Source organism: Pseudovibrio sp. Ad5, from assembly GCF_001623095.1.
Classification (GTDB): Bacteria; Pseudomonadota; Alphaproteobacteria; order Rhizobiales; family Stappiaceae; genus Pseudovibrio.
In genome coordinates this window covers 67,289-90,432 of record NZ_LMCH01000016.1, presented here as the reverse complement: position 1 = coordinate 90,432, position 23,144 = coordinate 67,289, and the positions used below count along the sequence as shown (strand labels likewise).

Sequence of the window (23,144 nt, the reverse complement as noted above, 5' to 3'; positions counted from 1 at the left end):
TCTGGTATAGGATTTGACAGGCTTCGCGAGTGTCCTTCAGCACATCGCAAGGGGCAGGTGTAATGTCATCACCGGATGGGGCGTATGATGAAACAGGACGAGATTGGCAAACATGGTGAGGACCAGCAGGCTCTTTTAGAGCGCCCCTCATGGCGCTTAAAACCTGCAAACTCCGCTGATTTTGACCTGCTCGCAGATATCCGTCAGCAAGCTATGAAGTCCAATATGGAAGCCAACGGTCTGTTCGACCATGCGCTTTACCGGCAGTCTTTCAAAGACAGCTTCGATCCGGCCTCAACCTGGAAGATCATTGAAGAAAGCGAAGTCCTCGGCTTCTACGTCCTCTGGAATAAACAGGATCACCTTTACCTCGAACGCCTCTACTTCCACCCTAAAGCCCAGGGCCGAGGTATCGGAGCAGACCTCCTGAATATCCTGAAACAGCAAGCCTTCGCCCAAACCAAACCCATCCGCCTCGAAGTCCTCCCCCAAAGCCGCGCCAACGCATTCTACCTCCGTCATGGGTTTGAGCTGATTGAGGAGAGGGATGAGGAGAAGGTGTATGAGTGGAGAGGTGATGAAACAATAAAAGCCCTTCATGTGGTGTAATATGCAAAATGATTGACATCAGTCATTTTGAGTAACTATACTAATTTAGACTGAAGTTCTGTATTGTTTGTTTGGAGAATTCATAATGACAATTACAGCGGCTCAATGCCGAGCAGCGAGAAGCTTACTGGAATGGTCACAAGATGATCTTGCCACGAATGCACGTGTTTCTCGAGCAACAGTGGCTGATTTTGAGGCAAACTCTAGGCGCCCGATGAGAAACAACCTTACCTCAATGGAGAACTGTATGTTTGCTGGAGGTGTCGACTTTTTATCTGAGACTGACGGACTCGGAGTTGGAGTGAGATTTCGTGAGCCAAAGCTGGAATATATCAAAAATGTCGATTTAGATCATAATCGCGACATCGCAACAATCAAAATGCGCTACGAGGGAGAGCCATTCTTATGCATAGTTCCCTTTGAGGCTATTGAAGATTTTCATCATGCAAACTTCAGCACAGATAATGAATACAGTCGCGCCGTTAGTGAGATGCTTCACCACATTCTTGCTGTAGTTGAAAAACAGGCCAAGCATGGAATCTCAAATAATCAGATGTTTGTAGATTACGAAATGATAGCAGCTTAAGCGCTTGGAACTTAATATACGTAAATAAAAACGCCGATGAGATTTCTCTCACCGGCGTTTCAATCTCAAACCAGACGGCTGAGCAGTAAAGCTCAGCCAAATCTGTCTTACTCAGCAGCTTCTGCGACAGCCTCGGCAGGGGAGAACTTACCGTAGTAGGTCTCGCCAGCGTCTGCCATTGCGCGCAGCTGTTTGTTTGGTGCGAAGCGGTCGCCCCATTTTGCAGCCAGCTTGTCACAGCGCTCTACGAACTCTTTGGTGCCAATGCCGTCAATGTAGGACAGCGTGCCACCGGAGAATGGTGCAAAGCCAAAGCCGAGGATAGAGCCAACGTCTGCTTCACGAACGTCTGTCAGGCAGTTCTCTTCAAACACGCGTGCGGTTTCAAGAGCCTGAATGCCCAAAAGACGGTCCTTCAGTTCTTCAACGTCAAACTCATCGGCAGACTTGGAAGGGCCTGTGATGTCAGTAATGCCAGGCCACAGAGCCTTGTCCTTGCCTTTGTAGTCGTAAAAGCCCTTGGTGTTCTTACGGCCAAAGCGCTCGTTCTTAACAACCATTGCATCCAAAATGGTGTCAAAACCGCTGGTAGGATAAGCATCGCCAAGGTCTTTCTTGGTCGCTTCTTTAATCTTCCAGGCAAGGTCCAGAGCAACTTCATCACCCAGAGACAGCGGACCAACAGGCATGCCTGCCATTTTGCCAGCATTCTCGATCATAGCTGCCGGAACGCCATCGGAAAGCATCATGATGCCTTCACGAACGTAAGTGCCAACCACGCGGGAGGTGTAAAAACCACGGCTGTCATTCACAACAATCGGGGTCTTCTTGATGGCCTTCACATAGTCCAGAGCAACAGCTGTTGCCTTGTCCTCAGTCTTCTCACCCAAAATGATCTCAACAAGCATCATCTTGTCCACTGGGGAGAAGAAGTGAATGCCGATGAAGTCAGCTGGACGCGATGACGCTTCTGCCAGTGAGGTGATCGGAAGAGTAGACGTGTTGGACGCGTAAACTGCGGAAGCTGGCATTGCCGCTTCTGCTTTTTCGGTCACAACGCGCTTCACTTCACGGTCTTCGAACACAGCTTCGATTACCAGATCCACATCGCTCAGGGCGTTGTAGTCAGTCGTCGCAGTGATCAGGCTCAGCAGCTTCTCTTTTTTCTCAGGAGTAGACTTGCTGCGCTTGATAGCTTTGTCCAAAAGGCCTTCAGAGTAAGCCTTACCTTTGTCAGCAGCTTCCTGAGACTGGTCGATCAGAACAACCTCAAGGCCAGCTTTCGCTGTCACATAAGCAATGCCTGCACCCATCATGCCAGCGCCAAGCACACCAACCTTCTTCAGTTGCGTCTCAGGCACACCAGCAGGGCGGCGAGCCCCTTTGTTCAGCTCCTGCATGGAACCAAACAGGGAGCGAACCATAGCGGCAGCTTCCTTGCTCTGCAGAACATGGGCAAAGTAGCGGCTCTCAATGGTCAGGCCAGTGTCCATTGGCACCATCAGGCCTTCAACAACAGAGTGCAGCATGTAGCGTGCGCCCGGGTAGTTGTCGTAGGTGTTCTGACGGTAAATCGCGTTCGCAGCAGGCCAGAACTGCATACCGGATGGGGAGTAAACCTTACCGGTTGGGATTTTGAAGCCCTTCTTGTCCCAAGGCGCAACTGGGTCAACGCCTTCGCTCAGCATCTTCTTGGCAGCAGAAACCAGCTCAGCTTCTGGCACAACAGCGTCAATCAGCTTTAGGCGCATGGCCTTCTTCGCATCAAGGTTCTGACCCATCAGCAGGAATTGCAGACCGCCCTGAAGGTCACCAACCAGGCGCATAACACGTTGTGTGCCGCCAGCACCTGGGAACAGGCCAACCTTCACTTCAGGAAGAGCCATCTTCAGGCTTTCCTCAGCGCCGATACGCTTATGGCAGGCCAGAGCCAGCTCAGTGCCACCACCCATGGAAACGCCGTTGATCGCAGCCACATATGGCTTGCCGGAGGTTTCCATTTTACGGAACACGAGAGAAAGCTTGCGAGTGCCTTCAAACAGTTCTTTCGCAGCGCCTTCCGGGTCAACGCTCTGACGCTTTTTAAAGCCGGCAAGAGCTTTGCCAATCATGGAAAGGTCAGCACCAGCGGAAAACGCTTTCTTGCCAGACGCAACCACAACACCTTTGATGGCGTCATCAGCGGTGATGTCGTCGATGATTTTGTCCAGCTCGTTAATGACGGACTCGTCAAACACGTTCATCGGCTTTTCAGGCGAGTCCCATTTCAGAACTGCAAAGCCGTCCGCATCGGTTTCAAGGGTAAAGTGTGTGTAAGTCATGTTCGTCTCTCCCCTTAAACGCGCTCAATGATGGTTGCTGTGCCCATGCCAGCACCAATACACAGCGTAACAAGAGCAGTGTTTTTGTCCTGACGTTCCAGCTCATCAAGAACTGTACCAAGGATCATTGCGCCGGTTGCACCAAGTGGGTGACCCATTGCAATTGCACCACCGTTTACGTTCATGTTGGCGTGGTCAATCTCAAACGCCTGCATGTAGCGCAGAACAACAGCAGCAAAGGCTTCGTTCAGTTCAAACAGGTCGATATCGCCAATTTCCATGCCAGCGTTTTTCAAAAGCTTCTCGGTCACATCAACCGGACCTGTCAGCATCAAAGCCGGATCAGAACCGATGTTTGCAAACGCTTTGATGCGTGCGCGTGCTTTCAGGCCATAAGCCTCACCAGCCTCTTTCGTACCCATCAACACAGCCGCAGCACCATCCACGATACCGGAGGAGTTACCAGCATGGTGCATGTGGTTGATCTTTTCGATCTCAGGATGTGCCTGAATACCAACAGCGTTAAAGCCGCCCATACTGCCCATCATCTCAAAGGATGGGTTCAAACCTGCAAGGGACTGCATGTTTGTTTCAGGGCGCATGTGCTCGTCACGGTCCAAAATGGTCAGGCCATTGATGTCGCGCACAGGAACAACTGAGTTCTTGAAGCGGCCTTCATCCCATGCCTGTTTCGCACGGCGCTGGCTTTCTACAGAATATGCATCCACGTCATCACGGGAGAACCCGTATTTGGTGGAGATCAGGTCAGCAGAAACACCCTGAGGCATGAAGTAAGCAGGAATAGCCACCTGCGGGTCAGCAGGCCAAGGGCCACCAGAAGCACCAAGACCAACACGGCTCATCGCTTCAACACCGCCAGAAATAACCAGCTGGTTCTGACCTGCCATGATCTGGGAGGCACCCATATTCACCGCATCCAGGCCAGACGCACAAAAGCGGTTGATCTGCATACCAGGGACTGAGCGGTCATAATCTGCTGCGAAGACAGCAGCGCGTGCAATGTCAGAGCCTGCATCACCCACTGGGTCAACACAGCCAAGCACAACATCGTCTACAAGCTTGGTATCAAGCTCATTACGGTCTCTGATGGCTTCAAGAGCGTTCGCTGCAAGGCGCGCTGTCGAAACTTCATGCAAGGAGCCGTCTTTCTTGCCGCGCCCGCGTGGGGTGCGCACATGATCGAATATAAGGGCGTCTGCCATATTGTCCTCCGCAAAAATTGGTCAGGCTGGTGTAGGCAAGGGGTGGCCGGGCATCAGGTCATAAGGGGCTACCCAATGGGGCAGGGCCTTAATCCGCTCAAGCCATGCATTCACATTTGAATAAGGGCCGAAGTCCACACCAATCTCTTCTGGCCAAAACAAGTATCCGCACACCGAAAGGTCTGCGATTGTCGGGCGATTTCCAACAAGGAAGTCACTGTTCGCAAGGCGCTGGTCCAGCACCTTCAACGTGGCGATGGTCCGGCCTTCAAAAAAGCGGGTCACATCGGTTTCACCGGTCTTCACCATGGCTCGCATATAGCGCAGGGTTGCCACATAGCTGGTCAGCTTGTGGTTATCCCAGAAAAGCCAGCGCAAAATTTCCCGGCGTTCTTCCTCGCTCTCCCAGCCAAATGTGCCAAGCTGCTGGGAAAGGTATTCCAGTATCACGGCAGACTGGGTCAGCCGTGTTTCCCCGTGGATCAACACGGGAATCTCCCCCATCTCGTTCTGCTCACTGCGGAACTCAGGATCGCGGGTCGCACCATTGAAAAAATCAACCCAAGTCGGGGTCCATGATGCCTGGGAAAGCTCCAGCATCAGCGCAACCTTGTAGGCATTGCCGCTTTGCGCAAAACACTGAAGTTCATATTCCGCCATATCGCACTCCTAAAATCTGTCAGCTTAATATATCAGATTGAGAATAGGGCAGGACAAGAGCCCGGGATAGGTCCCGGGCCCTTGAGTTGCGATAAAGTGATTAGAACGCTTCTGCGTCCAGGCTCATCATTGTGTCCGCACCGGTGGAGATGCGGGCCAGATGAGCAGAAGATTCCGGCATGATACGCTCCATGAAGAAGGTACCAAGGGTCAGTTTGGTGTTCAGCCAGTCTTCCTTGCCGTTTGCGCCTTCAGCAATTTTACCTTTTGCTGCAATCGCAATTTTGGTCCACATGTAACCAAGGGCAACAAGGCCAAACAGGTGCATGTAGTCGTTGGATCCGGCACCCGCATTGTCCGGGTTCTTCATCGCGTTCTGCATAAACCACATGGTCGCGGCCTGAAGGTCCTTCAAAGACTGCTTCAGCGCTGTGGTGTAAACGGTCAGCTCTTCGTCGCCTTCATGCTCTTTGATGAACGCGCCAACTTCTTTGAACCATGCCTGAATAGCGCGGCCACCGTTTGCTGGCAGCTTACGGCCAACAAGGTCAAGCGCCTGAATGCCGTTGGCACCTTCATAGATCATGGCGATACGAGCGTCGCGAACGAACTGCTCCATACCCCATTCCTGAATGTAACCATGGCCACCATAAAGCTGCTGAGCCATCACAGCGTTGTCAAAGCCCTTATCGGTGATAACGCCTTTGATCACTGGGGTCAGGAGACCCATGATGTCGTCAGAAGACTGTCTTTCAGCTTCATCCTCGGAAAGATGAGACACATCACCATGCAGGCCAGTCCACATGTAAAGAGCACGCGCTGCCTCATTAAAGGAGCGGATGGTCATCAAAACGCGGCGTACATCCGGGTGCACGATGATTGGGTCAGCTGGCTTATCTGGTGCCTTAGGTCCGGTCAGGGAACGACCCTGCAAGCGATCCTTCGCGTAGATAACTGCGTTCTGGTAAGCCACTTCGGACTGGGACAAACCCTGAATACCAACGCCAAGACGCGCTTCGTTCATCATCACGAACATGGCGCGCAGGCCTTTGTTTTCCTCACCAACGAGGAAACCAGTCGCATCGTCATAGTTCATGACACAGGTTGCATTGCCGTGGATGCCCATCTTCTCTTCAATGGAACCACAGGAAACGCCGTTCATTTCACCCGGATTGCCATCTGCATCGAGCGACTTCTTCGGCACAACAAACAGGGAAATACCCTTGGTGCCGGCAGGAGCACCTTCGATACGGGCCAGAACGAGGTGAATGATGTTCTCGGAAAGATCGTTATCACCTGCAGAGATGAAGATCTTTGTGCCGGAAATCTTGTAGGAGCCATCCGCCTGCGGAACAGCCTTGGTGCGCAGCATGCCCAGATCCGTACCACAATGCGGCTCGGTCAGGTTCATGGTGCCAGTCCACTCACCCGTTGCCATCTTAGGCAGGTAAGTGTCCTTGATCTCGTCACTTGCATGCGTATGCAGAGCAGCCATCGCGCCAGCTGTCAGGCCCGGATACATGGCAAACGCCATGTTGGCCGAACAGATGTACTCATTCACAATGCCGGAGAAGATGGACGGAAGGCCCTGACCACCATACTGCTCAGGAACGGACAGACCACCCCAACCAGCTTCAACATAGGCGTTGTAGGCTTCTTTAAAGCCTGGAGGCGTTGTCACAGAGCCATCATCATGGCGGATACAACCAGCTTTATCGCCAGAATGGTTCAGCGGCTGCACGATCTCCTCAGAGAACTTTGCGCCTTCTTTCAAGATGGCTTCAACCAGATCCGGCGTCGCCTCGGAGAACCCGGGCAAGTTGGAATGTTTTTCGTAACCCAAAACATCTTTGAGCAAAAAGAGAGTGTCTTCGACGGGAGCACTATAACTCGGCATAGCAATTTTTCCTTCCGACCAACCCTAGAGGCATGGCTTTAACGTTTGCGTAAACGTCAACTTGTGACGGAATATAGAGCGCCCTCGCGCCTGCGGCAAGTTATACCCAAGTGTAATTTCTTAGGGGTAGGTACGTATCCGCGGAATCCTGCGGGTTTGTACCTGATAACTTCCCTGTGAAATCTTAGTGGACCCTGCCTCTGGTACTATGAAAGTGACGGGTAAGCTTTGTCTGCCCCTCAATTTTAAAGGGAAAATATGGCGTGAAAGCGAGAATCGCCGTTTTTGGAAAACTCGATTATGCGGCTTCCGTCCACACGCTTGGCCCAGCCTTGCTCCAGAAAGAAGGAGAGCAGGGAGGTGCCCGCAATTCCTGCCAGATGAGACCGCCGTGCACTCCAGTCCAGACAGGATTTGCACAAGGGCCGCCGCTTGGTCTCCTTGTCCGGTAACACCACGCCCAGTTCACTCAGGAAGGATCGACCGTCTCCGGTGAGGTGAAGCTGCTCACCATCTTCCACCAAAAACTCTCGCGCCAGCAAACTGTCATAGGCCTGCACCCCATACTCTCCGGCCAGATGATTGTAGCAGATACGGGCTTTGCGCAGGGCAGGCTCCTTTGGCCCGGTCCGCACACGGGTCATTCCAGAGCGCATGGCAATCCCGCTCATGGCCTCCAGCAAAGCTGCAACATCAGCATCTGCCAGGTTGTAATACTTGTGCCGTCCTTGTTTGCGCAGGGTGACCAATCCGGCCTCCGCCAGCCGTCCCAGATGAAAACTGGAGGTCTGAGGCGTGACACCAGCCTCCTGAGCCAGCTCACTGGCCGTTAACGCCACGCCAGTCATAAGAGCCTGCAACATGTTCGCCCGTGCCGGATCTCCAATGAGTGCGGCAATCCCGGCAATATTTGGACCTTCTTTCATGTGGGGCTCCATTCTTGAATTCTGCTCGATGACTATAGCACACACGCAAAATTGATAGTTCGATCACGATCGAAACAACAGCGCAGACCAGCTTGCTACACCGGGGGCATTGATGAACTGAACCGGAGATTTGTGATGCTCACCTGTGTCATCCGCTACCAGATAGACCCGACGAAAAAGGCAGAATTCCAACAATACGCGCGCAATTGGGGGCAGGCGATCCCACGTTGTGGAGCGGACCTGATTGGCTACTATGCCCCTCATGAAGGTTCCACCACATTGGCCTATGGCATCTACAATGTGCAAAGCTTGGCTCACTATGAAGAATACAGAGCAACTCTTGCAAATGACCCGCTCGGGCGCGAAAACTATGAGTTCGCTATGAGAGAAAAATTCATCCTGAGAGAAGACAGAACTTTTCTCACTCTTGCATCAACGCCGCATGCAAAGCCGTAATCGCCAAACAAGCCGTGAAAGTTCCCAGCATGATTGCCGTTATTTTTGAAGTTGAACCCTTCGCAGACCACAAAGCCAGTTATCTGGATGTGGCCGCCTCAATTAAGCCTGAACTGGAGAAAATCCCGGGGTTTATCTCTGTTGAGCGATTTCAGAGTCTCACCAATCCTGAGAAAATTTTGTCACTGTCATTTTTTGAGGACGAGGAAGCTGTGAAGCGCTGGCGCACTCAGGAAAAGCATCAGGAGGCGCAGCAACTAGGAAAAAATGAATATTTCCAGAAGTATCGCATCCGCGTGGCAAGCGTTTTGCGAGATTATGGTTTGGATAACAATTAAATTAAGAAAGTTCGGGAGATATGCCGGTATTTTATAGGTGAAAAATATTGAACGTATTCTTCATGAATAAATTCAGGTGCCTATAAGTGGCTATAAATCAAAAAGGTGGGGTAAAAGCCCCACCTGACCGGACTGAAAATCAGCCTCTTTTTTCGCGCAGCATACCTTCAACAATCGTGACGGTTCTCTGCAGGTCTTCAATCGCTTCATCAATATTGGCGCGCTGACCTTCAAGCACTTTAATCTGCTCCTGAAAGCGGCTCAGCGCCACCTCAAGCTGGGTGACCTGACCGTCACGCAGATCATAAAGATCCAGCATACTGCGGATTTCAGTGAGAGAAAAACCAACACGTTTTCCCATCAAGACCAGCTTCAAACGCGCACGATCCCGACGGTTGTAAATGCGATTAAGCCCGTCACGCTTAGGATTCAGGAGGCCCTTGTCCTCGTAAAATCGAAGAGTGCGGAGGGTAACATCAAATTCTTTTGCCAGGTCGCCAATGGTAAACTGTGTCTTCTTTCCCTTACCCAGCTCATTGGCAACAACATCAACAATCATCTCATTGATATGTAGGGCTTCGCTCATCTGCTTGACCTGTTCTTCTTTGCTCTCACGACACTGCCTCTAATGTACGACATCCGTACTTAAGTACATGCTAAATGATGCACCGCGCAATTTCCATCAAGTTTATACATTGGCAAGAACACGTAGGTCCAGCGTGCGCGGCTTGATAACCCTTAATTCGAGTAAATCGGGACACGAATTATTTTCATGAGTTTGTTCCGTACTCCCTGAAATAGCAGGGTATCTGCATGATAACCGCCGTAATTCACATTCCTTAAGGGCTCTTCACGCAGAATTCGAGCTATTAACCCGCTATTTACCCTAACGAGTAAAAAACTAGTCCTACGAGTTTTAAGACCGGTGCAAAACCGCAAAGTGATTCGTTTCTTGACCCACTCACAGACCACGTAAAGTGGTTGACGTTTATTTTTATAATGTGATTTGGGCAGGGAAAGACGACATGGCGCGGTCCGGACAGTTTTATGAGGCCCTTCAGGCATGTCTTGGAATAAACCAGAATTTGGAAAATCCGCTTCAGACAAGTCCTTTGGTGAAGGGCTGGATGCAGACCACGTTAAGTGGTTGGAGGAAAGTGGAATGGCGCAACATAATCCTGCAGCAGCAAGGCATGCGGCCCATTCTCCCTATTCTGATGAATTTGGTACAGCGGCGCAGCAACCTTACGGACAACCTCATCCCACGTCTCAGGAAGCGGCGATGAACGAAGTTGCGCAGGCACTAAGCCGCCTGATGCAGTCTGAAGGCCGTACACCCCTCGCTCAGACAGAACCACAGCCGCGTGCACGTGATCAACACATGCATGCGCGTGATCCTCATGCTCGCGACCCGCATACTCGTGACACCCAAGTTCGTGATCCCCAAAATCGTGATCCATGGCACCGCTCTGACCTGAGATCCGGTCTCGACCAGTCAACAAGCCCACATGCCTATGAAGATCAGTATGATCCGTCTGCCGACCAGCACCTGTATGCACGCGCTGGTATTTCTCGTGATCCGCTCCTGCATCCGCGTCCACCAGTTATGCGCAGGCAGGAACAGGCTCCTTTACCACAGGCTCCTGAAGCTTATGCGCCGCAGCGCCGTGCCCAGCAATACGCTGAGCCTGCACCAATGCAGCCGCGTGCGCACCAGCCATCCGCTCATCCTGCTGCCCCTATGCAGCCGGAAAAGCAGGAATGGGCCGCACCAGTGGCCAGACAGGACGAAGATCCAAACGCAGAGAATTCCAAGGTAAAGCGCATCAGCTCTGTGCTTGATGCCTTGAACGCCCTGGATGAACGCTTGAACTCCCTTGCTCATAACGAAAATGAAAAAGGGAAGGGTGTTCCGCCAAAAGCTGAAAATACTGCGCCTATGCAGGAGCCGAAACCAGCTCCTATGGAGCAGAACTGGGCACCCGCCGCGCAAATTTATGCTCGTCCGCCGGTCACGCAGATGGAGCCTCGCTTTAACGCAGGTGCAATGCCGCACGGTGTGGAAGCACGGCAGAGCCAGAGACCAGCAGCACCGCAGCCAGCACAAACTGCGGAATATTCTGAGCTCAACACAATGATTGACGGCCACTTCAAGCAACTGGCCAGTCAGCTTGATACGTTGCGCGAGCCGGATGAAGCGCGCTTTGAGCAATTGCATGATGGCATGCAGACACAGCTCAACAGCCTGCGCGATGAAATGATGGACCGCACCTCCGACAATCGCTCGCAGCTCTCCGAAATTATTGGGCGCCTGCGCGATGAAGAGGGCAACGGCCTGCTGCTCAAAGAACTGCGCCACGAACTGGAGCAGATGAAGTCTGCGCTGTCCCGCTCTGACATTGAAGATAGCCTCAATGCTTTGGGCATGGCGCACGCATCCATCCAGTCTCGCTTGCAGGAATTGGCAGAAAAGAATGTCGATCCGGCGATTTATGAGAGCCTGTCTGAGCGGATGGCCGAGGTAGAAAACCAAATCCGCCAACTGCCTCGTGTTGATCAACTCAACTCGCTGGAAAACCGTTTGTCCTCCATGGGCGACCGTCTGGAAGATGTTTTGCTGCGCTCCGGCACCGCTGGTCTGGAAGTTGTCCGCGATGAAGTTGCTCAGCTGAGACAAGTTATTGATCGTCTGGATTCAGGCCGCATGATCCATGATGTGGATCAGCGCATCCGGTTCCTGACAGCCCGTATGGATGAGCTGGACCATTTCTCTGCAATTCAGCGTGATATCCAGTCTCGCCTCAGCAGCGTTGAAACACGCATGCCAGATGGTGAAGTGATTGACCGTCTGCATGGCCGTTTGGACTCCATCTCCAACATTCTGGCTGAAGGCCCGGAAAAAGCAGGCAACAACGATCAACTGAACCGATTGGAAGATCGCCTTTCTGATATCGGCCAAAAGCTGGATCGCATGGAGAAAAGTCCGGAAGCCACAACAGGCTTCGATCAGGCTTTCTCGTCCATCGAAGGTCGCCTCGACCATCTCTGCAACAAAGTGGATGACATTGAAGTCCGCCTGACGGAAACCTCCTTCGAGGTTGCTTTGAACGAGAACGAAAGTGCGGCTCTTGCCCGTCTTGAACAGCGTGTGATGACGCTGACCCAGATGGTTGAAGACAGTGCGCATGCCGGTTCCTCCGACAAAGCAATGTCCATGATCCGCGCTGAGATCGCAGAACTACGCGGCCACATCGGTGCATTGGCAACTTCCGGCGACATTGAATCCCAACTGCAGGAGCTGGCTGCAACCATCTCCAGCCCGTCTGGCCTGTCCTCAGATGTTGAGATTGATCGTCTGGAACAGCAGATTGCAGACCTCTCTCAAAAGCTGGATATGTCTCAAACCCAGTTTGGGGCGATCGGCAATCTGGAAAACAGCTTCGGCACCATCGAGCAAGAGATCAAAGGCCTTCACACCGACATGGTGGATAAGGCGCAGCAGATCGCACAGGATGCAGTAAAGGCTGCAACGGACAATCTGGCTCTGGGCAATGGCGCCGAGCAGGGTGAGGCTGTTGAAGCTGCCATTTCTGCGCTGCGTCTCGACCTGCAGTCCCTGCTGGAAGCATCCGGCCAGAAAGACGATGTAGACCAGCATGCGCTGCAAGATGTGCGCGATGTGCTGGGCACCATTTCCCATCGCCTGGAAAATCTGGAAAGCATCCGCAACGCCATCGGCAACACAGAGATTTCCAACGAACACCAGAAACTGGTTGGCGACACGCAGATCAGCAGCATTCTGGGCGCCTTCAATATGGGGCGCAAAGGAAACTCAGCGGAACAGGCTTCTGCCGCGGCGGAACCGGAAGGTCCACGTAACCGTAAAGCAGACTTCATAGCAGCGGCTCGCCGTGCTGCAAAAGCAGCTGCCAAAGAAGTGAAGACAGCCAAGCAGGAAGAAGAAAAGCCAGCATCCGGCACGAGCAAAGCACCAGAACGGGCACGCCGTCTGCGTGACTACATCAGCCCGAACCGGACCAAACATGTTGAGGTTCCTGAAAACCTGCGCGCCAAAAAGGCAGCTGCAACGGCTGAGGTTCTCAGCAAACTTCAGGTAGCCGAAGAGCCTATTTCTTTAAGCTCAGAAGACATCGTAAGCGAGACAGAGACTGCGGTGAAAGAGCCGATCAATCTGTCTGCTGCACCAGTTGAGCTGGGCAAAGTTGAAACAGAAACAAAAGGCAAGAAGAAGGAAAGCAAATCCAATCGCCGCCGCGCAATCATGCTGGCAGCAGCGGCTCTTCTTCTGACCATCGGCGCGTTGCGGGTGTTCGACACAGGTCTGTTCTCCAGTTCAGACGGCGTTGACACTGCAGGATCTGACACAATGCCAAGCATCATGGCGCCAGATGCACCAATGCCAGGCAAAGACAACTCCTCCCTGCTGAGCGGTGGTGTAGACGCAATTGCAGCACCTGATGTTATCAGCCGCGTATCCTCCATGCCTTCTGGGGCAGAGTTACCATCACCCGTCAGCTCCACAAGCATCTGGCAGTCTGGCTCCGCCACCGCACCGTCCGAACCAACCAAAGAATTGATCTTTGGTCAGGCAACCGACATTGGCGGGGGAAATAGCAAAGCACAGCCAGCTCAAAAAGTTGCCTCCAATGTGGCCGCTGATCCGATCACAACGGCAAGCGTTCCAATCACACAGGCAACCGCTTCTGGGTTTGGCGAGCAGGTGACACCAATCATTCCGCAGCAGCCAGTTCAGCAAGTTGCGCCAAAACAGTCAGCTTACGATCTGCCGTATGCAATCGGCCCGATTGATCTGCGCACAGCTGCAGCCACTGGCGAAGCCGCCGCCCAGTTCGAAGTGGCTCGTCGCTACACGGAAGGCAATCTGGTTCCGGCCAATCTGGGAGCCGCTGCGGACTGGTACCGCAAAGCAGCTGCGCAAGGGTTGGCGCCAGCGCAGTACCGCCTCGGCAGCTTCTATGAAAAAGGCCGCGGTGTTGAGAAAGATCTGGCACAGGCACGGGACTGGTATTCTCTGGCAGCCGCGCAAGGCAACATCAAAGCCATGCACAACCTCGCTGTTCTCTATGTAGAAGGCATCGATGGCAAACCGGATTACACTTCCGCCGTCAAATGGTTCCGCATCGCTGCTGACCATGGCGTAGCAGACAGCAAGTTCAACCTTGCCATCCTTGCAGCCCGTGGCCTCGGCATGAAGCAGGATCTGGTGGAAAGCTACAAGTGGTTCGCCCTCGCAGCCCTGCAAGGGGACGATGACGCCGCCGGAAAACGCGACGAAGTCGCTGCCAGCCTGACCAAGCGCCAGCACGGACAGGCTCTGGAAGCAGTTGCGACCTATCAGATGAAGCCGGTTGATCCTGCAGCCAACAAGGTCATGATCGACACCAAGTGGTCTGGCAAGCCGAAAACCACAGTTTCACAGGCCGGTTCTCCATCTGTGAAAAAAATACAGCAAGCCTTGCTCGATATGGGGTATGATCCAGGCAACCCAGATGGTGTAATGGGACCTAATACACGGCGCGCGATCAAGAGTTTGCAAGCGCGTTTGGGAATGGAAGCAACGGGTGAACCTGACCGGCGTCTGATGACGGCGCTGGCCTCTCAGACCATATAATTTCACGTTACTAGGGGATTTCTGGTTAGATTTGCACTTGCTGCTCCGCGTAGATTGACAGAGCGTCTGGAATGGCGCTTAACACTCTACAATGTTGTTGGATAAAAGGTGACTCGGGGCGCACTGTCAGGTCACCTGAGTGACCCGCGGTGCCATTTTGCAGATCTATCTACCCATTGCAGAACTGCCGATTAATGTCTTTATGATCTTCGCCATGGGCGGAACCGTCGGGTTCCTCTCAGGGCTTTTCGGCATTGGTGGCGGCTTCCTGCTCACGCCACTGCTCATTTTCTCCGGAATTCCGCCAGCGGTCTCTGTTGCAACCGTCACCACACAGATCGTCGCCTCCTCGGCCTCCGGCGTTCTGTCGTACTGGCGCAAAGCGGGCATTGACTTCAAACTCGCGGGTGTCCTGCTGTGTTCGGGTATCGTCGGCTCGGCAATCGGCGTCTGGATCTTCGGCATCCTGCGCAGCCTTGGGCAGTTGGATCTGGTGATCTCGCTGGCCTACGTCACCTTCCTCGGCACCATCGGCGTGTTGATGCTGGGTGAATCCATGAAGGCCATCATGCGCCGCAAAAGCGGGAAAGCACCTGCTGGCCGCAAACCCGGACAACACAACTGGGTGCATGGCCTGCCGTTCAAGGTCCGTTTCCGCCGGTCTAAACTCTATGTGAGCGTCATCCCGATCTTCGGTATCGGCAGCTCCATCGGTTTCCTCGGGTCCGTCCTTGGCATCGGCGGCGGCTTCATGATGGTGCCGGCGCTTATCTACCTGCTGCGCGTACCGGCCAACATCGTCATCGGCACCTCACTGCTGCAAATCCTCGGCACCATGGCCGTGGCAACCTTCCTGCATGCCATCAACACCCAGTCCGTTGATATCGTGCTCGCCCTGACGCTCATGATCGGCGGTGTGATTGGCGCTCAGTTCGGCGCGCAGGTGGGGCAGGGCATGCGCGGTGAACACCTGCGCCTCGGCCTCGGCCTGCTGGTGCTGCTCGTTGGCCTGCGCTTTGCGTTCAATCTGATTGTGGAACCGGAAGACCTCTATTCCGTTAGCGTAATTGAGGAGCCAGTCAAATGAGACGAGCGCTCCACTCACTCACAACACTGCTGACAGTCCTCTTTCTGGCATTCATCTCTGGCGCACCCGCTCTGGCTGAAAAGCTCGTGTCTGCCGTCTCGTCCTCTCACGTGGCCATCACCTCCAACTTCACCGGAACGCAGATCCTCGTTTACGGAGAGATCGCCAGAGACGCAGAAACCGTCTCCAGAACCGGCAATCAGGATGTGGTCGTCGTTGTGGAAGGCCCGCTGGAGCGCGTCACCACATGGCGTAAGGATCGTATCGTCGGCCTTTGGATCAACGCCACCTCACAAACCTACATCGCTGTCCCAAGCTTCTACGCTGTCCATGCAACGGATGACCTGCGCAACATCGCATCAGACGACTGGCTCAAACAGTACCGCATTGGTTTGGAACACCTGCCGCTTGCAGCCTTGGGCACCCGTGCGCCAGCGTTAGAGCGCAATGCGTTCAAGGCAGCGTTCCTGCGCTCCCGTGTCCAGCACGGCCTTTATTCGCAGATGTCCAAGTCCATCAACTTCCTGAGCCCGACCCTGTTCTCCACCACAGTGGACCTGCCAGCCACCATCCCGACAGGGGACTACAAAGTCACGACCTTCCTCTTCAGCGGAGGCGTATTGCTGGACCAGCAGGAGCAAGTGCTGACCGTGGCGAAAACAGGCTTTGAGCAGGTGACATTCAACCTGTCCCGGCAACATCCGGCAGTCTACGGCGCACTGGCTATCATTCTGGCCCTGTTCACCGGCTGGCTCGCAGGCGTGATCTTCAAGAAAGATTAGGAAGCGAAAGCGTTCAGCGATAGCAGATAAAAGAAAAGGCCCTCAAATCAGAAGGGCCTTTTTTGTTAGTCGCTGAGGAGCTTGGAGGCAGTGAATGGGAACAATCGCCCGTTGCCCAGCATGAAGACCGAGAACCGCTTCTCGGCAAACACATCAGAAAAAGCTCTGTCCATCACATTCAGGCCACCTGTCAGCGCACCAAAGGCTGGCAACACAAGGCGGTTGCCGTTGGTCGCAAAGCAGGCTCTGCGAATGGTACGGCCCATCCGGCGCACTTTGGCGGCTGGGTGCAAGTGCCCGCAAATCTCGCCGCGCTCAGCCTCTTCATTCGGTTCATGCCGGAAACTGAGGGATTTGATGGAGAGCTCTTGATAGCGCTCACCGCAAATGTGCCGGGCAATCTCAGGGTCGTGGTTGCCGGTAATCCAGATCCACTCCCGTCCCAGCTGCATGGTTGCCAGCATGGCGAGATACGCCGCAGGCATGCGCTCGGAGCTTTCGCAGTCATGGAAACTGTCACCAAGGCAGATCACGCGGCGCGGATCGAACAGATCGATCAGGGCGGAGAGCTTTTCCAGTGTGGCAGCTGTATCATAAGGAGGCAGCATCAGGCCCTTGCTCTTGGCAATGCTGGCTGCTTTTTCCAGATGGAGATCGGAAACCACAAGGGTCCGCTCTTCTGGCCACCACAAGGCTCCACTGTCGTGAAGGCCAACAAGTTCTCTTGCGAGAGACAAGTCGTGGCATACAGGAATAGGTTGACGATAACTCGGTTCTACTCGTGGCTGCAACTGACTGTTAAGTCTCACAATTGGGCCTCCAGTAATAAATCATCTGCTGCGTCCGCCAGCAGCTCTTCTGTCGCACTTCCAAAGATAGGCTCTTTCCCAATTTCAAGAAGAACCGGAATAGCCAAAGGAGAAACGCGACCCAAAGCACTATGCGTGATTCTTTTGTCGATACGAGAAAGAAAGTGACCTAAACGAGAGATATCCAGAAGTCCTGTAGCGGCATCCGTCCAGGTTGCTTGTAAAAGCAGGTGATCGGGCTCGTGTTCGTGCAGTACGTTATAAATAAGATCCGTATTTATAGTTATCTGCCGCCCGGTTTTCTCTTTGCCAGGGTGCCGTCGTTCTACGAGACCTGAGATCATAGCGCAATTTCTAAAGGTTCGTTTCATCAAACTACTTTCAGCAAGCCACGCTTCAAGGTCATCACCAAGCATATCTTCTTCAAATAGGTCATCCAGCGTCAAACGCCCGCTTTTTATGGCAGCGCCCAAATCTGCCAGCCCCCACAGGGCCAGTGAATACTCAGTTGCCACAAACCCCAGAGGATGCAGGCCAGCTCGCTCAAGACGGCGTGTCAGCAGCATTCCCAGCGTTTGGTGAGCCAATCTGCCTTCAAACGGGTAGCACACAAGGTAGTGCTTATCGTTCCGCGGAAAGGTCTCTACCAGAAGACGTTCATAATCTGGTAACTGTGATTTCTCTTTTTGTAATTCCAACCATTCACGAACCTGACCTGGCAAAGAAGACCAACTGTTAGGATCAGAGGCAAAGTTGCGCACGCCCTCAGCAAGATAGGTGCTGAGCGGAAACTTGCCGCCCTGATAACTCGGGATCTTCGGGTCTTGCGAAGCACTGCGAGATACATAGGCCTCGCTCTCCTTAAGGCCCTCAAACTTCAACACCTGACCGGCAAACACAAAGGTGTCACCTACAGCAAGCTGCTCAATAAACCACTCTTCAATCTCTCCCAGCATCTTGCCGCCAAACCCAAGAGGCCGCTTGCTGTTGGCTCCTCGTGGTTTCACCTGACGTACTTTGAGCGTTGCCGCATCTAAAATTGTGCCGGAGTTGAGGCGATATTGCTGGGCAAATTGTGGGTGGGAAACGCGAAACAACCCCTCTTTGGTCGGGCGCAACTTGGCGTATCTGTCATAGGCTTTGAGGGCATAGCCACCTGTTGCCACAAACTCCACGGCCTTCACAAACAGATCATAGTCCAGATGCCTGTAAGATTGACTGCTGATCACCTCTTCATAAAGCTGCTCAGGCTCAAACGGTGCAGCACAGGCAACGCACATGATGTGCTGAGCCAAAACATCCAGCCCGCCCTCACGAAGAGGAGGAGTATCTTGCTCACCTGCTTCAGAGGCTTCCAGGGCTGCCTGACATTCCAACACTTCAAACCGGTTGGAGGGCACTAAAATGGCCTTGGAGGCTTCATTCATGCGGTGATTGGCGCGTCCAATACGCTGCGCCAGCCGGCTTGCCCCTTTGGGAGCGCCCACATTGATTACCAGATCGATATCGCCCCAGTCAATGCCCAGATCTAGCGAGGAGGTGCAAACCACGGCTTTAAGCTGACCCGCCGCCATATGGGCTTCCACCTTGCGGCGTTGTCCCACATCCAGCGAGCCATGATGAAGCGCAATGGGCAGAGTGTCCTCATTGATACGCCAAAGCTCCTGAAACAGCCGCTCCGCCTGCGAGCGCGTGTTTACAAACACCAGTGTGGTGGTGTGGGCTTTAATCTCCTCATAGATCTCCGGCAAAGCATAGATACAGGAATGACCAGACCACGGAAGACGCTCCTGTGTTTCCAGGATGCTGATATGAGGCTTGGCCCCACCTTTGGCCTTCACAATCTCAGCATGGTGAACTTGTTGCGATAAAGGTTGTTCTACCAGATAGGCACGCAGATCATCAGGGTGCGCAATGGTGGCTGAAAGCCCGATACAGCGCAGGTTAGGCGCCAGCTTGCGCAAACGGGTCAGAGCCAGAGCGAGCAAATCCCCACGCTTGGAGGTCACCAGCTCGTGCAACTCATCCAAAATGACATAGTGCAGATCAGCAAACAGCCGCTCTGCGTTCTTGTCAGAAAGCAGAAGCGAGATCTGTTCTGGCGTGGTCAGCAAAATGTCTGGTGGAAGACGTTTCTGTCGCTGCTTCTTGTGGCTGGGCGTATCGCCGGAACGGGTCTCCAGCTTGATGGAAAGCCCCATCTCCTCAATTGGCACCTCAAGGTTCCGGTGAATATCCGTCGCCAGAGCTTTAAGGGGAGACATGTAAAGCGTGTGCAGACCACCCGTCCCGGCAGCCTTAGCTTCTCCGGCCTTGCGCTTGTCCGCCTGACGTTTGTGATGCAGGTCCACCAGTGACGGCAAAAAGCCCGCCAGTGTCTTACCGCCACCAGTCGGAGCAATCAGAAGGGCGGAGTTGCCAGCGGTCACCTTGTCAAACAGCTCCAGCTGGTGAGCACGCGGAGCCCAACCACGGCTGCCAAACCAGTTGTCAAAGACTGAGGGAAGGTGAGAGGTGTCTGTCATAAACGACGAAAAGGTCCGATCCTGAAAACAGTTGAGCGCACTTTGCCACCAATGATCACATGTGCCAATCAGAAATGGGGCAAACCAAGAACATTTTAGCAAAGAGGAGAAGGGAGGGGGATAAACCGATCTCACTCAACCCATTGGTGTCAAACCATGAGATTTATTCTGTGAGGTGGTCGGGATATCGGCATAAAAAGCGGAAAATACCCATGAAATTTGTTTCCTTCTGAAAAAAGGACTGGCAAACTGAGCCCTATCCACGGCATATAAGGGAAAACGGGCTCCAGAAGCCTTACCTTCGTGAAAAATGCTGGCACATCAATAAGCTGGGAAAAGGGGCAGTCACTATGAGTGTTCAGGACGAAACAGAACTAATGCTCTCCGAGTTGTTTGATAGCTATGCAGATGCCTATGAGGATTATGACGCCGGGCTGATTGCAGATTGCTTTGCATTTCCCTGTGTAATCTGGCAGCTGGAAGAAGGCCATGTCTTCAACGACAAGGCTGAGCTTTGCGAGAACATCGAAGCACTCTTGGAAGTGCACCGCGAGCATTATGTAACCTCTTCCATCTACGAAGTGGTGTCCTCTCACATCTCCGGCTCCACCGCGAGCGTCAGCCTTGACTGGCAGCAGGAAGATGACGAAGGCGAAGCAGTCTTCGATTTCACTTGTCACTACCTGCTTATCAACATCGAAGGCCGGTGGAAGATCGCAAGCATTGTGAACGAGCCTGCCTGATTGAATTCGGCTCAGCAATGAAGAATGAAGCTCCCGACTGCGAAGTTTGGGGGCTTTTTTGTAACCAACGCACAAAAAACGCCTTTAACGCAAACCAACGCACATAAGAACGCAAAGCTGATTTCTGATGTGTATCCGACTCCAATGTGATCGGTTTTCAGATAAACAGCCGTAAAAACAAAACTCTACAGCTGCTCATACGGTCTGCGCGTTTTTGTGAACGCCAGTGCAGGGCTTTCCCATTGAAATCTATCTGTTTTTGCAACAGGATAGGCTGAGTGTATACATTGGGGAACAATCATGACTGCACAGATCGATTACTTCTATACGCACCTGTCGCCATGGGCGTATCTGGGCCATCAGGAATTTCTGCGCATCGCGGAAAACTTTGATGTCACAGTAACCTTCCGGCCAGTCAATCTCGCTGTCTTGTTCCCGCTGACAGGCGGTTTGCCTCTGGGCAAACGCCATCCGGCCCGCCAGAAGTATCGGTTTATTGAGCTTCAGCGCTGGGCAGAAAAGCGCGGCGTTTCAATGAACTACAAGCCAGCTCATTTTCCGGCGGACATTGTGCTGGCAGATTCCATCGCAATTCGTCTGCAGGAGCAGGGCGGTCCGGTTGGCACTTATTCCCAAAAAGTCTTTGAAGCTGTCTGGCAAAAAGACCTCAACGCAGCCGATGAAAGCGTCCTGACAGCCATCCTGAATGAGCTCGGTCTGGACGCGGATAACCTCATCGCGGCTGGAAAGTCTGATGAGATGCTGGAAGCTTACACAGTCAACTCCCGCATGGCTGAAACGGCAAATGCGGTCGGTTCACCAACCTATCTGCTCAACTCCGAGCCATTTTGGGGACAAGACCGCCTCGATCTTCTGGAAGATGCGTTGAAAAGTGGCCGCGGCCCTTATCAAAGCCTCGAGTAGTTCCCATTTCACACCTATGTCTGATCGGATGGTCAAGGCGCTCTGATTGCTGCTAAACTGAAAGCCATATCTGCCAGCAGGTATGGCTCTGCAATCTCTAGAGGCTTTAAGTCGTTGATTTGAAACAGAGATGGGAAGAAATCGTGAAACAGTCTTATCTGGCCAGTGGAATCCTTGCGGTCACCTTTGCGATGAGTGGACAAAGCGCATTTGCCCAAAGTGAGCAGGATGTTCCCGTTCGCTTTGAAATGCAGCAGACGGATAAAGGGCTGATCCGCCTCGACACTCGCACAGGGATAGTTTCACTGTGCGCCACCAAGGCTGAAAAACTCGTCTGCCAGCCTTCCCTTGACGGCATCATGGTCTACGAGGATGAAATCACCCGTCTGGAAGCAGAAAACAACAAGATGCGTCAGGAACTTAGACGCATCTCTGAAGCACTTGCTACCCTGACCGAAGACGCCAGCATCGCCGCCATCAAACCCGAAGCAGGCCTCGACCTCTCCATCGCCAAACAACAGGAAGAAGGCTGGTTCGGCGATGAAGAAGAACAAAAACTGGAAGAAGCACTGGAGTTTACCGAAAACGCCATGCGCCGTTTCTTCTCTGTTGTCGAAGAAATGAAAGACGATTTCCAGAAGGGCGAAAACGAACAGCCAGCGCAGTAACAAGCGGGCATAAAAAAACCGCCTTCAAAGGAAGGCGGTTCTTAACGCGTTGATCGCAAAGCTTACTGTGTTTGTAAGGCCACCAGTGCTGTGCGGAAATCTGCTGTCAGAGGAACAGTCTTACGGCTGTTCAGATCCATGCTGATAGACACCTGATCACACACCGCCGCCAAACGCTTGGTACGAGATTCAAACAGATGATGGCGGATCGTGAAGGTGTTTTCCTGAACGCTGGTCAGCGTAGAAATCACCAAGCCCATATCCCCCAGCTTCAGCGGGCTGATCCAGGAAAGCTTCTGCTCCAGCGCAACACGGCCATATTCATTCTCATCCAACCACGCCGTGTTCATCGGAGTCCGCTCCCACACATGCGCCGCTGCATCAGAGAAGCAGGCAAGTGCAAATGCGTCTTCAGCTTTCTGTTCAGCATTCAGATTCCGTGGCAGAACTGTTGAGCGGCCAGTAATCTGTGCACCGCTCTTGAGCAAATCATCAATAGTTGGTTTGCCAGAGAACGGGCTTGGCGAGATGCCACGTGGAACCGCTGGCTTGGAGATATTCTCCTCAACATCTTTGAAGCGCGCCCGCAACTGCTTTGCAGAACTAGGATTTGGCGTATATCCGTCGATGGCGGTCGCACATATTTCCCCGGTGGAGCCTTCAATCATTTCATGCACAACAGAGAGCATGTGCGGCCCGTCAAAGGCCACATAAGACTTCACGGTAATCAGGGATGCAGCAACCAACTCTGCATGGTAACGCACGTGTCGAACACGGCGCGCACCAACCAGTGCTTCGCTAAATCCGGTCATCATTCTAAATTGACGGTCAGCTTCTTCAAATTTGGAGAAGTAAAACTGCACGTTCAAATGGTCGTTCTCGTCGCATTCCCATGTATTCACAAACGAGAGAAGTGTTTCTAAGCTTGCCATATCCA

At 53.0% G+C, this 23,144-nt stretch carries 19 protein-coding genes; 10 read left to right on the top strand and 9 right to left on the bottom strand.

Features of this window, described 5'->3' with window-relative positions:
* Nucleotides 1-84: 84 nt before the first annotated feature.
* A complete protein-coding gene (locus PsAD5_RS11280; RefSeq protein WP_063292180.1) occupies nucleotides 85-609 on the top strand; it encodes a GNAT family N-acetyltransferase in 525 nt (174 codons plus the stop codon).
* Nucleotides 610-694: 85 nt separating this feature from the next.
* Nucleotides 695-1,195 carry a helix-turn-helix domain-containing protein gene (locus tag PsAD5_RS27575; RefSeq protein ID WP_084405943.1) on the top strand — a complete coding sequence of 167 codons (501 nt, stop codon included), beginning with the start codon at nucleotides 695-697 and terminating at the stop codon, nucleotides 1,193-1,195.
* 107 nt (nucleotides 1,196-1,302) lie between these two features.
* Here the strand turns inward: PsAD5_RS27575 and PsAD5_RS11270 are convergent, their stop codons facing one another.
* From PsAD5_RS11270 to PsAD5_RS11250, 5 genes are all read right to left on the bottom strand, one after another.
* The gene (locus tag PsAD5_RS11270) at nucleotides 1,303-3,516 is read right to left on the bottom strand and encodes a 3-hydroxyacyl-CoA dehydrogenase NAD-binding domain-containing protein (protein ID WP_063292171.1); all 2,214 of its coding nucleotides are present in this window, start codon (nucleotides 3,514-3,516) and stop codon (nucleotides 1,303-1,305) included.
* Nucleotides 3,517-3,530: 14 nt separating this feature from the next.
* Nucleotides 3,531-4,739 (bottom strand): acetyl-CoA C-acetyltransferase, encoded by a 1,209-nt coding sequence (locus tag PsAD5_RS11265; RefSeq protein ID WP_063292170.1) that lies wholly within the window; start codon nucleotides 4,737-4,739, stop codon nucleotides 3,531-3,533.
* A 21-nt stretch (nucleotides 4,740-4,760) separates the two neighbouring features.
* Nucleotides 4,761-5,399, bottom strand: coding sequence for a glutathione S-transferase family protein (locus tag PsAD5_RS11260; RefSeq protein ID WP_057464945.1), 639 nt, complete (start codon nucleotides 5,397-5,399; stop codon nucleotides 4,761-4,763).
* A gap of 100 nt (nucleotides 5,400-5,499) precedes the next feature.
* Complete coding sequence (locus PsAD5_RS11255; protein WP_063292169.1) at nucleotides 5,500-7,296, bottom strand: acyl-CoA dehydrogenase C-terminal domain-containing protein; 1,797 nt, start codon at nucleotides 7,294-7,296, stop codon at nucleotides 5,500-5,502.
* Nucleotides 7,297-7,541: 245 nt separating this feature from the next.
* Nucleotides 7,542-8,222, bottom strand: a complete 681-nt coding sequence (locus PsAD5_RS11250; protein ID WP_063292179.1) for an ArsR/SmtB family transcription factor — start codon at nucleotides 8,220-8,222, stop codon at nucleotides 7,542-7,544.
* A gap of 135 nt (nucleotides 8,223-8,357) precedes the next feature.
* On the opposite strand from PsAD5_RS11250, the gene PsAD5_RS11245 reads away from it, so the two are divergent.
* Both PsAD5_RS11245 and PsAD5_RS11240 read left to right on the top strand, forming a co-directional pair.
* Nucleotides 8,358-8,678 (top strand): NIPSNAP family protein, encoded by a 321-nt coding sequence (locus PsAD5_RS11245; RefSeq protein ID WP_063292168.1) that lies wholly within the window; start codon nucleotides 8,358-8,360, stop codon nucleotides 8,676-8,678.
* A 29-nt stretch (nucleotides 8,679-8,707) separates the two neighbouring features.
* Nucleotides 8,708-9,016: an antibiotic biosynthesis monooxygenase family protein gene (locus PsAD5_RS11240; RefSeq protein ID WP_063287327.1), complete on the top strand. Its 309-nt coding sequence runs from the start codon at nucleotides 8,708-8,710 to the stop codon at nucleotides 9,014-9,016.
* A gap of 139 nt (nucleotides 9,017-9,155) precedes the next feature.
* Here PsAD5_RS11240 and PsAD5_RS11235 read toward each other — a convergent pair whose 3' ends face one another.
* A complete protein-coding gene (locus PsAD5_RS11235; RefSeq protein ID WP_057464950.1) occupies nucleotides 9,156-9,602 on the bottom strand; it encodes a MerR family transcriptional regulator in 447 nt (148 codons plus the stop codon).
* Between the two features lie 477 nt (nucleotides 9,603-10,079).
* Between PsAD5_RS11235 and PsAD5_RS11230 the strand changes: the two genes are divergently transcribed.
* The 3 genes from PsAD5_RS11230 (at nucleotide 10,080) to PsAD5_RS11220 (ending at nucleotide 16,538) form a co-directional block, all read left to right on the top strand.
* Nucleotides 10,080-14,669, top strand: a complete 4,590-nt coding sequence (locus PsAD5_RS11230) for a peptidoglycan-binding protein (protein WP_063292167.1) — start codon at nucleotides 10,080-10,082, stop codon at nucleotides 14,667-14,669.
* Between the two features lie 157 nt (nucleotides 14,670-14,826).
* Nucleotides 14,827-15,756, top strand: a complete 930-nt coding sequence (locus PsAD5_RS11225; RefSeq protein WP_057465030.1) for a sulfite exporter TauE/SafE family protein — start codon at nucleotides 14,827-14,829, stop codon at nucleotides 15,754-15,756.
* The gene (locus tag PsAD5_RS11220; RefSeq protein ID WP_063292166.1) at nucleotides 15,753-16,538 is read left to right on the top strand and encodes a TIGR02186 family protein; all 786 of its coding nucleotides are present in this window, start codon (nucleotides 15,753-15,755) and stop codon (nucleotides 16,536-16,538) included. The genes PsAD5_RS11225 and PsAD5_RS11220 overlap by 4 nt, the downstream gene beginning before the upstream one ends.
* Before the next feature lie 65 nt (nucleotides 16,539-16,603).
* On the opposite strand, the gene pdeM is transcribed toward PsAD5_RS11220, so the two are convergent.
* Nucleotides 16,604-17,275: a ligase-associated DNA damage response endonuclease PdeM gene (gene pdeM / locus PsAD5_RS11215; protein ID WP_193758274.1), complete on the bottom strand. Its 672-nt coding sequence runs from the start codon at nucleotides 17,273-17,275 to the stop codon at nucleotides 16,604-16,606.
* Between the two features lie 68 nt (nucleotides 17,276-17,343).
* A complete protein-coding gene (locus tag PsAD5_RS11210; RefSeq protein ID WP_063292165.1) occupies nucleotides 17,344-19,872 on the bottom strand; it encodes a ligase-associated DNA damage response DEXH box helicase in 2,529 nt (842 codons plus the stop codon).
* Nucleotides 19,873-20,222: 350 nt separating this feature from the next.
* On the opposite strand from PsAD5_RS11210, the gene PsAD5_RS11205 reads away from it, so the two are divergent.
* From PsAD5_RS11205 to PsAD5_RS11195, 3 genes are all read left to right on the top strand, one after another.
* Nucleotides 20,223-20,615 (top strand): DUF4440 domain-containing protein, encoded by a 393-nt coding sequence (locus tag PsAD5_RS11205; RefSeq protein WP_057464953.1) that lies wholly within the window; start codon nucleotides 20,223-20,225, stop codon nucleotides 20,613-20,615.
* A gap of 300 nt (nucleotides 20,616-20,915) precedes the next feature.
* Nucleotides 20,916-21,539 (top strand): 2-hydroxychromene-2-carboxylate isomerase, encoded by a 624-nt coding sequence (locus PsAD5_RS11200; protein WP_063292164.1) that lies wholly within the window; start codon nucleotides 20,916-20,918, stop codon nucleotides 21,537-21,539.
* A gap of 143 nt (nucleotides 21,540-21,682) precedes the next feature.
* On the top strand, nucleotides 21,683-22,207 hold the full coding sequence (locus tag PsAD5_RS11195; protein WP_057464955.1) for a hypothetical protein: 525 nt from the start codon (nucleotides 21,683-21,685) through the stop codon (nucleotides 22,205-22,207).
* 62 nt (nucleotides 22,208-22,269) lie between these two features.
* On the opposite strand, the gene PsAD5_RS11190 is transcribed toward PsAD5_RS11195, so the two are convergent.
* Complete coding sequence (locus tag PsAD5_RS11190; protein ID WP_057464956.1) at nucleotides 22,270-23,139, bottom strand: acyl-CoA thioesterase; 870 nt, start codon at nucleotides 23,137-23,139, stop codon at nucleotides 22,270-22,272.
* Nucleotides 23,140-23,144: the final 5 nt, after the last annotated feature.

What these genes read in the sequence shown, in the direction of transcription:
- PsAD5_RS11250 (WP_063292179.1), bottom strand. Translation starts at nt 8,222, where the DNA reads ATGAAAGAAGGTCCAAATATTGCCGGGATTGCCGCACTCATTGGAGAT.
- PsAD5_RS11235 (WP_057464950.1), bottom strand. Translation starts at nt 9,602, where the DNA reads ATGAGCGAAGCCCTACATATCAATGAGATGATTGTTGATGTTGTTGCC.
- PsAD5_RS27575 (WP_084405943.1), top strand. Translation starts at nt 695, where the DNA reads ATGACAATTACAGCGGCTCAATGCCGAGCAGCGAGAAGCTTACTGGAA.
- PsAD5_RS11245 (WP_063292168.1), top strand. Translation starts at nt 8,358, where the DNA reads ATGCTCACCTGTGTCATCCGCTACCAGATAGACCCGACGAAAAAGGCA.
- PsAD5_RS11265 (WP_063292170.1), bottom strand. Translation starts at nt 4,739, where the DNA reads ATGGCAGACGCCCTTATATTCGATCATGTGCGCACCCCACGCGGGCGC.
- PsAD5_RS11220 (WP_063292166.1), top strand. Translation starts at nt 15,753, where the DNA reads ATGAGACGAGCGCTCCACTCACTCACAACACTGCTGACAGTCCTCTTT.
- PsAD5_RS11260 (WP_057464945.1), bottom strand. Translation starts at nt 5,399, where the DNA reads ATGGCGGAATATGAACTTCAGTGTTTTGCGCAAAGCGGCAATGCCTAC.
- PsAD5_RS11210 (WP_063292165.1), bottom strand. Translation starts at nt 19,872, where the DNA reads ATGACAGACACCTCTCACCTTCCCTCAGTCTTTGACAACTGGTTTGGC.
- PsAD5_RS11200 (WP_063292164.1), top strand. Translation starts at nt 20,916, where the DNA reads ATGACTGCACAGATCGATTACTTCTATACGCACCTGTCGCCATGGGCG.
- PsAD5_RS11230 (WP_063292167.1), top strand. Translation starts at nt 10,080, where the DNA reads ATGTCTTGGAATAAACCAGAATTTGGAAAATCCGCTTCAGACAAGTCC.
- PsAD5_RS11190 (WP_057464956.1), bottom strand. Translation starts at nt 23,139, where the DNA reads ATGGCAAGCTTAGAAACACTTCTCTCGTTTGTGAATACATGGGAATGC.
- PsAD5_RS11280 (WP_063292180.1), top strand. Translation starts at nt 85, where the DNA reads ATGATGAAACAGGACGAGATTGGCAAACATGGTGAGGACCAGCAGGCT.
- PsAD5_RS11240 (WP_063287327.1), top strand. Translation starts at nt 8,708, where the DNA reads ATGATTGCCGTTATTTTTGAAGTTGAACCCTTCGCAGACCACAAAGCC.
- PsAD5_RS11205 (WP_057464953.1), top strand. Translation starts at nt 20,223, where the DNA reads ATGAGTGTTCAGGACGAAACAGAACTAATGCTCTCCGAGTTGTTTGAT.
- PsAD5_RS11270 (WP_063292171.1), bottom strand. Translation starts at nt 3,516, where the DNA reads ATGACTTACACACACTTTACCCTTGAAACCGATGCGGACGGCTTTGCA.
- PsAD5_RS11255 (WP_063292169.1), bottom strand. Translation starts at nt 7,296, where the DNA reads ATGCCGAGTTATAGTGCTCCCGTCGAAGACACTCTCTTTTTGCTCAAA.